The sequence below is a fragment of the Actinokineospora sp. genome (genome assembly GCF_052390155.1).
Lineage (GTDB): Bacteria > Actinomycetota > Actinomycetes > Mycobacteriales > Pseudonocardiaceae > Actinokineospora.
This window is the reverse complement of record NZ_JBQTHF010000006.1, coordinates 82,093-95,755: the sequence shown is the minus strand read 5'-3', so window position 1 is coordinate 95,755 and position 13,663 is coordinate 82,093. Positions and strand designations below refer to the sequence as shown.

The 13,663-nt window shown below is 72.1% G+C and carries 13 protein-coding genes; 6 read left to right on the top strand and 7 right to left on the bottom strand.

Annotation, left to right across the window (positions count from 1 at the left end; genetic code table 11):
* Positions 1-14 precede the first annotated feature (14 nt).
* On the top strand, positions 15-2,315 hold the full coding sequence (locus ACT4N7_RS02620; RefSeq protein WP_444827039.1) for a RelA/SpoT family protein: 2,301 nt from the start codon (positions 15-17) through the stop codon (positions 2,313-2,315).
* A 32-nt stretch (positions 2,316-2,347) separates the two neighbouring features.
* Here the strand turns inward: ACT4N7_RS02620 and ACT4N7_RS02615 are convergent, their stop codons facing one another.
* Genes ACT4N7_RS02615 through ACT4N7_RS02605 form a run of 3 tightly spaced genes read right to left on the bottom strand, consistent with a single transcriptional unit; the run spans position 2,348 to position 4,757 of the window.
* Positions 2,348-3,097, bottom strand: a complete 750-nt coding sequence (locus ACT4N7_RS02615; RefSeq protein WP_444826930.1) for a peptidylprolyl isomerase — start codon at positions 3,095-3,097, stop codon at positions 2,348-2,350.
* 2 nt (positions 3,098-3,099) lie between these two features.
* The gene (locus ACT4N7_RS02610; RefSeq protein ID WP_444826929.1) at positions 3,100-3,873 is read right to left on the bottom strand and encodes a peptidylprolyl isomerase; all 774 of its coding nucleotides are present in this window, start codon (positions 3,871-3,873) and stop codon (positions 3,100-3,102) included.
* Positions 3,874-3,875: 2 nt separating this feature from the next.
* The gene (locus ACT4N7_RS02605; protein WP_444826928.1) at positions 3,876-4,757 is read right to left on the bottom strand and encodes a peptidylprolyl isomerase; all 882 of its coding nucleotides are present in this window, start codon (positions 4,755-4,757) and stop codon (positions 3,876-3,878) included.
* Between the two features lie 132 nt (positions 4,758-4,889).
* On the opposite strand from ACT4N7_RS02605, the gene ACT4N7_RS02600 reads away from it, so the two are divergent.
* The 4 genes from ACT4N7_RS02600 to ACT4N7_RS02585 all read left to right on the top strand — a co-directional run bounded on the left by ACT4N7_RS02600 (position 4,890) and on the right by ACT4N7_RS02585 (position 8,343).
* Complete coding sequence (locus ACT4N7_RS02600) at positions 4,890-5,600, top strand: MBL fold metallo-hydrolase (protein WP_444826927.1); 711 nt, start codon at positions 4,890-4,892, stop codon at positions 5,598-5,600.
* Positions 5,601-5,671: 71 nt separating this feature from the next.
* On the top strand, positions 5,672-6,235 hold the full coding sequence (locus ACT4N7_RS02595) for a hypothetical protein (RefSeq protein WP_444826926.1): 564 nt from the start codon (positions 5,672-5,674) through the stop codon (positions 6,233-6,235).
* 87 nt (positions 6,236-6,322) lie between these two features.
* Positions 6,323-7,879, top strand: a complete 1,557-nt coding sequence (gene dacB / locus ACT4N7_RS02590; RefSeq protein WP_444826925.1) for a D-alanyl-D-alanine carboxypeptidase/D-alanyl-D-alanine endopeptidase — start codon at positions 6,323-6,325, stop codon at positions 7,877-7,879.
* A 50-nt stretch (positions 7,880-7,929) separates the two neighbouring features.
* A complete protein-coding gene (locus ACT4N7_RS02585; RefSeq protein ID WP_444826924.1) occupies positions 7,930-8,343 on the top strand; it encodes a VOC family protein in 414 nt (137 codons plus the stop codon).
* A gap of 6 nt (positions 8,344-8,349) precedes the next feature.
* Here the strand turns inward: ACT4N7_RS02585 and ACT4N7_RS02580 are convergent, their stop codons facing one another.
* Genes ACT4N7_RS02580 through ACT4N7_RS02565 form a run of 4 tightly spaced genes read right to left on the bottom strand, consistent with a single transcriptional unit; the run spans position 8,350 to position 11,618 of the window.
* A complete protein-coding gene (locus tag ACT4N7_RS02580) occupies positions 8,350-9,228 on the bottom strand; it encodes a transglutaminase family protein (RefSeq protein WP_444826923.1) in 879 nt (292 codons plus the stop codon).
* Positions 9,225-10,040: a transglutaminase-like domain-containing protein gene (locus tag ACT4N7_RS02575; protein ID WP_444826922.1), complete on the bottom strand. Its 816-nt coding sequence runs from the start codon at positions 10,038-10,040 to the stop codon at positions 9,225-9,227. Before ACT4N7_RS02575 ends, ACT4N7_RS02580 begins: the two co-directional genes overlap by 4 nt.
* Before the next feature lie 46 nt (positions 10,041-10,086).
* Positions 10,087-11,349: a YibE/F family protein gene (locus ACT4N7_RS02570; protein ID WP_444826921.1), complete on the bottom strand. Its 1,263-nt coding sequence runs from the start codon at positions 11,347-11,349 to the stop codon at positions 10,087-10,089.
* Positions 11,350-11,372: 23 nt separating this feature from the next.
* On the bottom strand, positions 11,373-11,618 hold the full coding sequence (locus tag ACT4N7_RS02565) for a hypothetical protein (protein ID WP_444826920.1): 246 nt from the start codon (positions 11,616-11,618) through the stop codon (positions 11,373-11,375).
* 112 nt (positions 11,619-11,730) lie between these two features.
* On the opposite strand from ACT4N7_RS02565, the gene ACT4N7_RS02560 reads away from it, so the two are divergent.
* Positions 11,731-13,653: an intein-containing Rv2578c family radical SAM protein gene (locus tag ACT4N7_RS02560; RefSeq protein ID WP_444826919.1), complete on the top strand. Its 1,923-nt coding sequence runs from the start codon at positions 11,731-11,733 to the stop codon at positions 13,651-13,653.
* Positions 13,654-13,663 lie beyond the last annotated feature (10 nt).

The window sequence follows — 13,663 nt, the reverse complement described above, 5'->3', positions numbered from 1 at the left end:
GGGTGACCCACGAGGTGGAGACAGGTGCGGCCGGGGCGACCGGGGCCGAACCGCAGACCCCTGCGGGTAGGCAGCCCTCGGCCACCCGCCGGGTCCGCGCGCGCCTCGCCCGCCGGATCACCGCGCAGCGCGCCGCGCCGGTCAAGCAGGTTCTCGAACCGCTCGCCGCCGTGCACCGCGAGCTGCACCCCAAGGCCGATCTGGCGCTGCTGCAGCACGCCTACGACGTGGCCGAGGAGATGCACCGCAGCCAGCGGCGCAAGTCCGGCGACCCGTACATCACCCACCCGCTGGCCGTGTCGACCATCCTCGCCGAGCTGGGCATGGACACCACCACGCTGGTGGCCGCCCTGCTGCACGACACCGTCGAGGACACCGAGTACTCCATCGACCGGCTGCGCGCCGACTTCGGCGACGAGGTCGGCCACTTGGTCGACGGCGTCACCAAGCTCGACAAGGTCCAGCTCGGCTCGGCCGCCGAGGCCGAGACCATCCGCAAGATGGTGATCGCGATGGCCCGCGACCCGCGGGTGCTGGTCATCAAGCTCGCCGACCGGCTGCACAACAGGCGCACCATGCGCTTCCTCCCGCCGGAGAAGCAGGCCAAGAAGGCGCGCGAGACGCTGGAGGTGCTGGCCCCCCTGGCGCACCGGCTCGGCATGGCCACGGTCAAGTGGGAGCTGGAGGATCTCGCGTTCGCCATCCTGCAACCGAAGAAGTACGACGAGATCGTGCGGCTGGTGGCCAACCGGGCGCCCTCGCGCGACACCTACCTGCAGACCGTGGTCACCCGGCTCGGCGCCGACCTCGACGGCTCGCGGATCAGCGCGAAGGTCGAGGGCAGGCCGAAGCACTACTACTCGATCCACCAGAAGATGATCGTCCGGGGCCGCGACTTCGACGACATCCACGACCTGGTCGGCGTGCGCATCCTGGTCGACGACGTGCGCGACTGCTACGCCGCGATGGGCGTGGTGCACGCGCTGTGGCAGCCGATGCCCGGCCGGTTCAAGGACTACATCGCCCAGCCCCGGTTCGGGGTCTACCAGTCGCTGCACACCACGGTGATCGGCCCCGACGGCAAGCCGCTGGAAGTGCAGATCCGCACGCACGAGATGCACCGGACCGCCGAGTACGGCATCGCGGCGCACTGGCGCTACAAGGAGACCAAGGGCACTCACTCGGGCGTCGAGGTGGACGAGATGGCGTGGATGCGCCAGCTCCTCGACTGGCAGCGCGAGGCCGCCGACCCCGGCGAGTTCCTGGAGGCGCTGCGCTACGACCTGGCCGTCCGGGAGATCTTCGTCTTCACCCCCAAGGGCGACGTGGTGACCCTGCCCGCGGGCTCCACGACGGTCGACTTCGCCTACGCCGTGCACACCGAGGTCGGCCACCGCTGCATCGGCGCGCGGGTCAACGGCAGGCTCGTCGCGCTGGAGCGCACGCTGGAGAACGGCGAGGTCATCGAGATCTTCACCTCGAAGGCCGAGGGCGCCGGACCCAGCCGCGACTGGCTCGGGTTCGCCGCGTCGCCGCGGGCCCGGGCCAAGATCAAGCAGTGGTTCGCCAAGGAGCGCAAGGAAGAGGCGATCGAGGCGGGCAAGGACTCGATCACCAAGGAGGTTCGCCGGGTCGGCCTGCCCATGCAGCGGCTGGTGTCCGCCGACTCGGTCACCGCGCTGGCCCGCGAGCTGCGCTACCCGGAGGTCAGCGCGCTGTACGCGGCCGTGGGCGAGGGCCACACCTCCGCCCGGCACGTCGTCCAGCGACTGGTCGCGCTGCTCGGCGGGGTCGAGCACGCCGAGGAGGAGCTGGCCGAGCGTTCCACCCCGTCCACCATCACCCGCCGGCGCAGCTCGGGCGACGCGGGCGTCATCGTCAAGGACGCCAGCGACATCTGGGTCAAGCTCGCCCGCTGCTGCACGCCGGTCCCCGGCGACGACATCCTGGGCTTCGTCACCCGCGGCGGCGGTGTCAGTGTGCACCGCACCGACTGCACCAACGCCGACGAACTGCTCGGCTCACCGGAGCGGCTGCTCCCGGTCGAGTGGGCCCCGTCGGAGTCGTCGGTGTTCCTGGTCGCCATCCAGGTCGAGGCCCTCGACCGGCACCGGCTGCTCTCGGACGTCACGAAGGTGCTGGCCGACGAGCGGGTCAACATCCTGTCCGCCTCGGTCACCACCTCGCGCGACCGGGTCGCGGTCAGCCGGTTCTCGTTCGAGATGGGCGACCCCAAGCACCTCGGACACGTGCTCAAAGCGGTCCGCAGCGTCGAGGGCGTCTACGACGTCTACCGGGTCACCTCGGCCTCCTGACGTCCGATGGGCGCGCTGTGGCCGGGAGTGTGTCAGGTACCCACGACAGCGCGCTGGATCTTGATCGGCACCGTCGGCGCCCCGTCCTCGTCGCCGCGCTGCGGGGTGATGCCGCCCGCCGCGACCTTGTCGAGGACGGTGAGTCCGGCGTCGTCCACGGTGCCGAACACCGCGTAGGTCGGCGGGAGCGTCGAGTCGGCGTGGACGAGGAAGAACTGGCTGCCGCCGCTGTTCGGCTGCCCGGTGTTGGCCATCGCGACGGTGCCGCGCGGATAGCGCGCGGCGGTGCCTGCGGGTGCCAGGTCGGTCGGGTTCTCGTCGGGCACGGTGTAGCCGGGGCCCGCGGTGCCCCGGCCGGTCGGGTCGCCGCACTGGAGCACCTTCAGGCTCGGCGACGCCGTCAGCCGGTGGCATGGCGTGTCGTCGAAGTACTTCTTGTCGGCGAGGAAGGCGAAGCTGCGGGTGGTGCAGGGCGTCTTGTCCGTCGTCAGGGTGATGGCGATGGCGCCCAGGTTGGTCGTCAGCGTGACGGTGGCGGGCTTGTCCGCCGCGCGCTCCGGCGGCGTGCCCACGTCGCGGCCTTGCGGGGCCGAGCCTTGCTTGCGGAACGTGCACCGCTTCCCGGTCGCGGAGGCAGACGTGGTCGACGGGCGCGCGGTCGTGGTGGCGGTGGTCGTGGTGGCGGTGGTCGGGGTGCCGCGCCCGACCGGGCTGCCCGCGGTGGTCGATGAGCAGCCGACCAGCGCGACTGCGAGGAACCCGGCCAGGGCGACCCGGAGCACGCTCAGCCCGCGATCGTGACGTCGGTGATCTTCACCGGGTTCGCGGGTTCGCCGTCGCCTGGACCGTTCTGCGAGGTGGTGCCCGCCTTGGCGATCTTGTCGATCGTCGTCATGTCGTCCGCGTCGAGGGTGCCGAAGACGGTGTAGTTCGGCGGGATCTCGGCGTCGCCGTAGACGACGAAAAATTGGCTGCCGTTGGTCCCCTTGCCCGCGTTGGCCATCGCGAGCATTCCCCGGCCGTACTTCAGCTCCGGGAAGACCTCGTCTTCGAAGCTGTAGCCGGGGCCACCCGTGCCGGTGCCCGTCGGGTCGCCGCACTGGAGCACCTGCAGGCCGGCGTTGGTGGTGAGGCGATGACAGCCGGTGTCGTCGAAGTAGTCCTGCTTGGCGAGGCTGACGAAGCTGTTCACCGTGCACGGCGCGAGGGCGCGGTCGAGAGTGATCTCGACCGCGCCCGCCGCGAAGCGGATGGTCGCGCCGACAGTGCCTTCGGCCGAGACGTCGGCGGTCGGCGGCGCCTGGGCGGGCTTCGCCGCGGGCTTGGCCGAGGCCGGGTACGCGCAGGTGGCCGTGGCGGGCAGCGGTGTCGGGCGCATGGGCGCCGGGGCCTGCTCGGTCGGGATGCGCGCGGGGACGTCTGGCCTGACCTTCGGCGTGGCAGCCGTGGTCGGCGGACGGGTGGCCGTGGTGTCGCGCCCGACCGGGCTGCCCGCGACGGTCGACGAGCAGCCGACCACCGCGACCGCCAAGAGCCCGGTCAGCGCGACCCGAACCACACTCAGCCCGCGATCGTCACGCCGGTGATCTTCACCGGGTTGGTCGGCTTCCCGTCGCCCGGGTTGCCCTGGGAGATGGTGCCTGCCTTGGCGATCTCATCGATCTTCTTGACGCTGTCGGCGTCGAGCGTGCCGAACGCGGTGTAGTCGGGCGGGAGGGTGGCGGCGGTGCCGTAGACGATGAAGAACTGACTGCCGTTGGTGCCCTTGTTGGTCTCCGGGTTCTTGCCCGAGTTCGCCATCGCCAGGATGCCGCGGCCGTACTTCAGCTCGGGGAAGACCTCGTCGTCGAAGCTGTAGCCGGGGCCGCCGTTGCCGCTGCCCGACGGGTCGCCGCACTGCAGCACCTGCAGGCCCTCGGTGGTGAGCCGGTGGCAGGTGGTGTCGTTGAAGTAGCCCTGCTTGGCCAGGCTGACGAAGCTGTTCACCGTGCACGGCGCGAGCGCGCGGTCGAGGGTGACCTTGACCTCGCCCGCGGCCATCGCGATGCTGGCGCCGACGGTGCCCTCGGCGGAGATGTCGGCGGTCGGCGGGAGCTGGGCGGGCTTCGCGGCGGGCTCGGCCGAGGCCGGGTACGCGCAGGTGGCCTTGGCGGGCAGCGGCGTCGGGCGCTTGGGCGCGGGGGCCAGCTCGGTCGGGATGCTCGCCGGGATGTCCGGCTTGACCTCGGGCTCGGTGGACTGCTGGGCGGCGGCGTCGGTCGGCGTGTCGCCATCATCGCCGATGTTGGCCAGCCAGTAGATGACGCCGACGACGGCGACCACGCCTGCCACGGTGAACACGACGCCGAAGATCCGCCGCTTGCGGGCGCGCTCGGCCCTGTTGGCGAGCTGGCGCTCCAGCTTGCGCTTGGCCGCCTCGCGGCGCTGCTCGTTGCTCGGCACCCTGCACCCTCCCTGACCTCACACGTTCCCTGGCAGGCGGGCAGTCTATGGGGGACCCCGGTAAGAACCGTGTGGTGGTACCGGCTACTAGGCTGAGAAGCAGCCAAGAATCCGCCGACCGGAGGTTCACCCGTGCTCGTAGTCGGCTTTCCGACCGGAGCCTTCCAGGCCAACTGTTTCGTCGTGGCGCCTGCCGAAGGCGCTCAATGCGTGATCATCGACCCCGGCCAGGAGGCCGAGGAGCCGCTCGCGGCGGCGCTGCGCAAGCACCGGTTGTCGCCGGTCGCGGTGCTGCTGACGCACGGCCACCTCGACCACACCTTCTCGGTCGCGCCCGTCTGCGACGGCAACGACGTGCCCGCCTGGATCCACCCCGAGGACCGCTACATGCTCAGCGACCCGCTGCGCGGCCTGAGCGCCGAGTCGGCGGCGTTCTTCGGCGGGCTGCGGATGCGCGAGCCCCGCGAGGTCAAGGAGATGACCGACGGCGCCGAGTTGGACCTGGCCGGGCTGTTGATGACCGTCGACCACACCCCCGGGCACACCCTGGGATCGGTGACGTTCCGCTCGGCCACCGACGAGGGCGGGCAGCTCCTGTTCTCCGGCGACACCCTGTTCGCGGGCTCGATCGGCCGCACCGACCTGCCCGGCGGGTCGATGGCGGACATGACGAAGTCCTTGCGCACCAAGGTGTTGCCGCTCGCGGACGACACCGTGGTGCTCCCCGGCCACGGCCCGGCGTCCACCATCGGCCGGGAGCGGGCGAGCAACCCGTTCCTCACCGGCATGATCGATCTGACCGACCCCGCGTCGGCGCACCGCGGCCGGGGGCGAGGGATCTGAGCACGCCGCCGCCCGAGCCCGACCGCATCCCGCTGACGCTGGCCGAGCCCGCGTCCCGCCGCCGCGGCTGGGTGTCCGCGCTCGTCGCCCTGCTCTTCGGCGCCGCGGTGGGCGGCATCGTCGGCCTGATCGCCGGGCGCACGGCGGGCCTGGTCACCGCGGGCGTGGTGGCGCTGCTGCTCGGCGTGCTGACGTGGGCGTCCGCGCGGCGACGGATCTGGCTGCGGGGCCACACGATCGTCGCCAGGACCATCGGCACCAAGACCGTCGATCTGCACCGCGCCGACCGCATCGAGCTGCTGGTCACCGACGTCCGCGGGATGCGCACGATCGGCCTGCTCGTCGGCGAGCGCAGGCGCTCGATCAACCTGTCGCTGGCGGTGTACTCCGGTACCGGCGGACGCGAGCTGGGCATCCTGGCGCTGCGCAGGCTCGCGAACGCCCTGGTGGGCAGCGACAACACCGCGGGCCTGGTGTTCTCCGAGTTGCTCGTCGCGCAACTGCGGGCCGAGGCCAGGGGTGCGGCGGCGCCGGACCGGCCGCTGTTCCAGCTCGCGTCGGTCGCGCCGCAGGGCAAGCTCGCGCAGCGGCTCAAGCCGGACGCCGTCACCCGGTTCGTCGCGGGCCTGCGGTGACCCCGGGTCCGTGAGAACTTCACAGACCGGTCGATTATGTGGAGACTGTTCGGCGAACGGTTTCGCCGTCCTCCTGGAGGAGTCTCGATGCCCAGATCACGGGTGTACGCCTTGGCGCTCGCCGCCGTCCTGTTCGCCGCGGTGCCCGCGTCCGATCTGGCGACCGACGCGTCCGCGCAGGCCGAGGACACCCTCGCCCGGGACCTCAGCGCGATCGTCAACGACCCGAGCGTGGCGGGCGCCGACGTGGGCCTGGTGGTCCGGCACGCGGACACCGGCGCGGTCGTGTTCTCCAGCGGAAGCGGCAAGCGCGGCCAGCCCGCGTCCAACGGCAAGTTGATCAGCTCGGCCGCCATCCTCGACACCATCGGGCCCGATTACCGGTTCGGCACCAGTGTGCTCGCGACCGGGCGGGCGCGCGGCGGGGTCCTGGCCGGGGATCTGTACCTGCGCGGGACCGGCGACCCGACCATGCTCGCCGCCGACTACGACGCGCTGGCCGCCAAGGTCGCGGCCGGTGGGATCAAGCTGGTGCGCGGCAAGCTGCTCGCCGACGACACCTGGTTCGACGCCGTGCGGCTGGGTACCGGCTGGGCGTGGGACGACGAGCCGTACTATTACAACGGCCAGATTTCCGCGCTGACCGTCTCCCCGGACACCGACTACGACGCCGGGTCGATCATCGTGAAGGTCGCCCCGGGGGCGGCGGGCGCTCGGGCGACGGTCACGACCGAGCCGCCGACCGGTTACGTCACCATCGACAGCACCGCGGTGACCGGTCAGCCCGGCTCGGCGTCGACGGTGTCCGTCGAGCGGCAGCACGGCACCAACGTGATCAGCGTGCGCGGCGCCATCCCCGCCGGGGGCGCTGTCGAGTCGGAGTGGAGCACGGTGTGGGAGCCGACCGGACTGGTCCGCTCCCTGTTCGCCGACGCGCTGACGCGGCACGGGGTCCGGGTCATCGGCGGTACCGGCGTCGGCGCCACCCCGGCGAACGCCGAGTCGCTCGGCGAGCACACGTCGATGCCGCTGGCGCGGTTGTTGGTGCCGTTCCTCAAGCTCAGCAACAACATGCACGCCGAGATCCTGGTCAAGACCGCGGGCCGCGTGGCCTACGGCGAGGGGAGTTGGCGCGCCGGGGTGCGGGCCATCTCGGCCAAGCTCGGCGGGCTGGGCGTCGACCCGGCCGCACTGTCGCTTGTGGACGGTTCGGGACTGTCCAGAATGGACCAGGTGGCGCCGGACCAGGTGGCCGCGCTGCTGATCGCGGCCAAGACCAAGCCGTGGTTCCAGACCTGGTACGACGCGCTCCCGGTCGCGGGCGTGCCCGACCGGCTGGTCGGCGGCACGCTGCGCAACCGGATGCGCGACACCGCGGCCACCGGCAACGTCCACGCCAAGACCGGCTCCCTGACCGGCGTCAGCGCGCTGTCCGGCTACGTGCGCACCGCGGACGGCGTGCCCCTGGTGTTCTCGATGATCAGCAACAACACCCTCCGGTCGGCCCGCCCGCTCGAAGACGCCGTCGCCGTGCGGCTGGCGAGCGACCGCGCGGGCCAGGCCAGGATCGCGGTGGTCCCCGCCCCGCGGACAGACCAGGACCTTCGCTTCGACGTGGAGTGCAGTTGGATCAAAGCCTGCTGAGGCAGGCGGGTAAGGTTGATCCCCTTGTCACGACCAAGAGGAGCAACACGATGGCTACCCGTCTCAACCCCTACATCAGCTTTGCGGGCGACGCGCGGCAGGCGATGGAGTTCTACCAGGGTGTCCTCGGCGGCACCCTGGTACTGAACACCTTCGGCCAGTTCGGCGACCAGGACGCCCCGGGAGCCGACCAGATCATGCACGGCATGCTGGAGACCGAGAGCGGCTTCACACTCATGGCCGCCGACACCCCGCCCGGGATGGAGCACAGCCCGGGGACCAACATCGCGGTGAGCCTGAGCGGCGACGACGCCGACGAGCTGCGCGGCTACTGGGCGAAGCTTTCCGCGGAGGGCACCGTGTCGGTCCCCATGGAGAAGCAGATGTGGGGCGACGAGTTCGGGTCGTGCACCGATCGGTTCGGCATCGGCTGGATGGTCAACATCACGCAGCCCCAGGCGTAGCGGGGTTCAGGCGGCGACGGCGATCACGCCGACCTGGCGGCTGGTGGTCAACCTGCCGCCCGGCGCGCCGACGTAGGAGCCCGAGGTCGGCGCCACGTCGGCGTAGTCGCGGCCGGTCGCGACGGTGACGTAGCCGCTGTCCGCCCGCCTGCCGTGGCACGGGTCGAATGGCACGGCCACCGCCGCGCCGTCGTCCGGGACGAGGACTTCGACCCAGGCGTGCGTGCCGCCCTGACCGAGCAGGTGCCCGGACACGTAGCGGGCGGGCAGCCCGACCAGGTGACACAGCGCGAGCATCAGGTGCGCGGTGTCCTGGCAGACCCCGCGCCCGCCCGCCAGCGCCTCGGCGGCCGTGGTTCGCACGGTCGTCACGCCGTGCTCGTAGGCGACCGCCTCGTGGACCTCCGCGCAGATCCGCTCGGCCAGGTCGAGCCCCCGGGCGCCGTCGCCCGCGAGGTCGGCGGCCAGGGCGCGGAGCCGGTCGTCGGCGGCGGTGAGCCTGGTGGGGCGCAGCAGCCGCGGGTCGGTCAACGCGGCGGCGGGCAGCACCGGCGGCCCGTCTCCGCGGACCCGTTCGAGGACGGCGGTGACGCGGAACTCGACGCTGCGCTCGACCCGCGCCGCGTGGACGCGCACGATGGTGTTGCCCGCGGCGTCGCGGCGCACCTCGCGCCGGGTGGCCGCGCCGGTCACGTCCACCCGGTGCGCGCGTCGGTGCAGGTCGCCGTGGCGGACCGGCGGCACCACGACCAGCCGCTGCAGCACGGCCTCGACCGGCGCGTCGTAGTCGTAGCGGAAGCTCTGCTCGATCCGGTAGGTGATCCGACGGGCCGACTCCAGGTCGAGGCCGCGGTGGTCGAGCAGCGGCGCGCGGTCGATCGTCACCGGGGGACCTCCTCGGCGTGCACGACCATCGATTCCAGGACGGGCGCGCCGAAGGTGGTCGCCATCGCCACGTCGGAGGCGTCCCGGCCGCGGCCGATGACGACGCGGCCCTTGAGCCTGCGGTTGTTGCGCGGGTCGAAGGTCCACCAGCGGCCGCCGAGCCAGACCTCCATCCACGCGGCGAAGTCCATCGGCACCGGCTCGGGGTCCACGTCGATGTCGGGCAGGTAGCCGAAGACGTAGCGCGCCGGGATGTTCAGCGACCGGCAGAACGAGATGGCCAGGTGGGTGAAGTCGCGGCACACGCCGAAGCCGGAGGTGTTGACGTCGGCCGCTGTCGACTGCGCGGTGGTGCTGCCGTAGCGGAACTCCAGGTGCTCGTGCACGTGGTCGCAGATCGCCTGGACGCGGCGGTGGCCGGTCGCCGTGCCGCCGAAGCGCGACCACGCCTCGTCGCCGAGCATGTCTGGCAGGCAGTAGCGGCTGGGCAGGGTGTAGATCAGCACGTCGTCGGGCAGGGCCTCGGGCGGCAGCTCCGGCGCGTCCGGGTCGGCGTCCTCGGTCGCGTCGGGCACGTCGACCAGCGCCTCGTAGTGGAAGCTGGACCGGCCCGCGGGCAGGATCAGCCGCAGGCAGGAGTTGCCGTAGAGGTCGGTGTAGCCGCGGCTGCCCACCTCCGGCTCGACCGAGGACCGCTCGCTCCGCACCGTCACCGGGTCCTCGTGCCGGGGCCGCACCTGGAACACCGTCGGCGTGTCGATCTCGGCCAGATACCCGAACTCGCAGCCCACCCGCACCCGACGTACCACCATCGCCCCATGATCCCCGCGCATTGTTACGGTCGCACAACGTCGCTGGTCAGGACACCCGCGCCGGTTCGCGGACGGCGACCAGCGCGGCCACCGCCGTGGTGATCGGCACCGCCGCCACCAGCCCGATGCTGCCCACCAGGGTGCGCACGATCTCCTGCGCGATCGATTGCGAACCCAGGATCGCGCCCAGCCCGACCCCCGAGATCGACGAGTACAGCAGCACCGGCAGTGCCGCGCCCGCATACGCCATGACCAGCGTGTTCACCGCCGACGAGACGTGGTCGCGGCCGATGCGCAGGGCCGCCGCGTACAGCTCGCGCCACCCCAGCGCCGGGTTCGCCGCGCGCAACTCCCACACCGCGCTCGTCTGGGTGACGGTGACGTCGTCGAGCACCCCCAGCGCGCCGATCACGATGCCCGCGAGCAGCAGGCCGCGGGTGTCGATGCCCTGGCCCAGCGTGCCGACGAGGGTGGCGGTGTCCTCGTCCAGGCCGGTGAGCTGGGCCGCCGCGGCGAACAGCGCGCTGAGCAGGCCGATGAGCGCGAGGCTGACCATCGTGCCGAGCACCGCGGTCGAGGTCCGCGCGGACAGGCCGTGGGTCAGGTAGAGCACCACGAACATGATCACACCCGCGCCCGCGATCGCGACCAGCAGCGGGTTCTCGCCGCCGATGATCGCGGGCAGCACGAACAGCAGCAGCACCGCGAAGCTCAGGCCCAGCGCCGCCAGCGCCTTGAGCCCCTGCCACCGCCCCAGGATCAGCACCGCGACCGCGAACAGCGCCGCCAGCAGCGCCAGCGGGGTGCCGCGCTGGAAGTCGACGAGCTGGTAGGACTGGCCGCTGAGCGGGTCTCCGCCGCTGTAGGAGAGCACGACGTCGTCGCCGACGGAGAACCGCGGCGTACTCGGCTCCAGCGGCACGGCGGTGCGGATGTCGCTGCCCGCCGCGCGTCCGTCGGACATCACCACGGTCACCGTGAGGCAGAGATCCTCGCCGCCGCCCGCGCACGGCCCGGACTCGGCCGCGGTGACGGTGCCGAGCACGGGCTGCTGGTTGTTCCCGACGCCGGTCGGGCCGTCGCCGAAGGGGAACAGCAGCACCATGCCCACCGCGGCGGCCAGCGCGAACGGGGCCAGCAGCAGGCCCAGCAACCTGCGCACCGGCCGAGACGCGGGCTCGACCGGACCGTGCCCGTGGCTGTGTCCGTGCCCGTGGCGGTGCTTCTGCCCTTGCCCGCGCGGCTCCTCCGCCTTGGCGTGCCGGGCCTCGCGGACACGCGGGATCGGTTGGGTCTCCCAGTCGTCCACCCGTGCATCCTGTCAGGGCGCCGTCAGTGCGTGTCGTAGATCCCTCGGTAGTGGCGCAGCGCGGCGGCGCTGATCCGGTCGGCGTCCCAGTCCTCGAACCGGTTGGGGCAGAGTCGATCCGGGTCCACCGAGTACTCCCCGGTGTCGAGTATCCGGGCGGCGAGCAGCCTGCCCGCGCCGCCCGCGTGGGTAACCCAGCACGCCTCGGCAAGGTGATAGGCGACGCTCGCGCCCACGATCCCCGCGCCGACGACGATGACCTCCGGCATGCGCACCTCGATTTGTGACACTTCGCCGCCAATTCTGCGAGCTAGTGTCATACCGGAGCCCGTCCGAGGTGACGAGGTTGCGCCTTGTTCGAACATGTGTTCGACTAGGGAGGTGCGATGGGACGGACAGCGGGTGGCCGCGAGCGACGAGCAGGCCCTACCCGGCCTGCCAGGACTGGTGCGCAGTGTGCGGACGCCGGAGTTCGCCGGGATGGTGTTCCACGAGGTGCGGGCCAAGTCCGTACTCAACCGGGTCCCCGGCGATTCGCCGATGCCGTTCCGGTGGACGGTCAACCCGTATCGGGGCTGTTCGCACGCGTGCAGCTACTGCCTGCACGGCGACACCCCGGTGCTGATGGCCGACGGCACCACCAAGCCGATCGCCGACCTGCGCGTCGGCGACGTGGTCTACGGCACCGAGCGGCGCGGCAGCTACCGGCACTACGTGCCCACCGACGTCCGCGACCACTGGAGCACCGTCAAACCCGCGTACCGGGTCACCCTGCAGGACGGCACCCAGCTCATCGCCAGCGGCGACCACCGGTTCCTCACCGAGCGCGGCTGGAAGCACGTCACCGGGGTCGTGTCCGGCCCTGGCAGACGCCCCCACCTGACCACCGGCAACAAACTGATGGGCACCGGCCGGTTCGCCGCGCCGCCCAAGGACACCGCCGACTACCGCCGCGGCTACCTGTGCGGCATCGCCCGCGGCGACGGCGGTCCGACCCCGCCGGAGCAGGTCGGTGTCCGCGTCGCCGAGTACCTCACCGGCGACCTCCCGCTGAGCCTGCCGATCGAGTGGCCGCGGCTGCCCACCGACGAGTGGCGCAAGGGCCTGCTCGCGGGCGTGTTCGACGCGGACGGCACCTTCGCGCACCGCATCGTGCGACTGCCGAACTTGGGCGGCCGCACCCTCGCCGCGGTGCGGGAAGCGTTGGGCGCCTTCGGTTTCCAGCACGCGGTGGAGCAGCGCCGGGCCCCGGACGGCAAACGGTGCGTCCGGGTCGACGGCGGCCTCGCCGAGCACCTGCGCCTGTTCCACACCGTCGACCCGGCGATCACCGCGAAGCGCACGGTCGACGGCGCGGCGGTGAAGTCGGCGGCCCGGCTCGGCGTGGTCGCCGTGGAGCCCCTGGGGCTCGACCTGCCCCTGTTCGACCTCACGACCGGCACCGGCGACTTCATCGCCAACGGCGTGGTCAGCCACAACTGTTTCGCCCGCAAATCCCACACCTACCTCGATCTCGACGCGGGCGCCGACTTCGACAGCCAGATCGTGGTCAAGGTCAACGCCGCCGAGGTGCTCGCCCGCCAGGTGCGCTCGCCGCGGTGGACCCGCGAGCACGTGGCCATGGGCACCAACACCGACCCGTACCAGCGCGCGGAGGGGCGCTACGCGCTGATGCCCGGCATCATCCGCGCCCTGGCCGGGTCGGGCACCCCGTTCTCCATCCTGACCAAGGGCACCGTGCTCTCCCGCGACCTGCCGCTGCTCGCCGCCGTCAGCAGGGATGTCTCAGTCGGCCTCGGCGTGTCGATCGCCCTGCTCGACCGCGACCTGCAGCACAGCCTCGAACCGGGCACCGCCAGTCCGCAGGCGCGGCTGGAACTCGTCCGCCGAATCACCGACGCGGGCCTGCCCTGCGGCGTGTTCGTCGCACCCGTCCTGCCCGGACTCACCGACACCGTGGCCCAGTTGGACGCCCTGCTCGCCGAGATCGCCGCCGCGGGCGCGACCGGGGTGACCGTGCTGCCGCTACACCTGCGCCCCGGCGCCCGCGAGTGGTTCGCCGCCTGGCTGGCGCGCGAACACCCGGCCCTGGTCCCGCTCTACCGGCGCGTGTACGGCCGCGGGACCAACGCCGACATCCGCTACCGCCGCGCCCTCGCCACCCGCATCGCGCCCCTGCTCCGCAGGCACGACATGGCCCCGAAACCCTCGGCGGACGGCGATGCCCGGTGGCCGGGCGGCAGCCTGCCCGCGGGCGCCGACGCCGACGTGCCACTTCGCCAGGAGCAACTGACCCTGCTCTGACCCGGTCTGC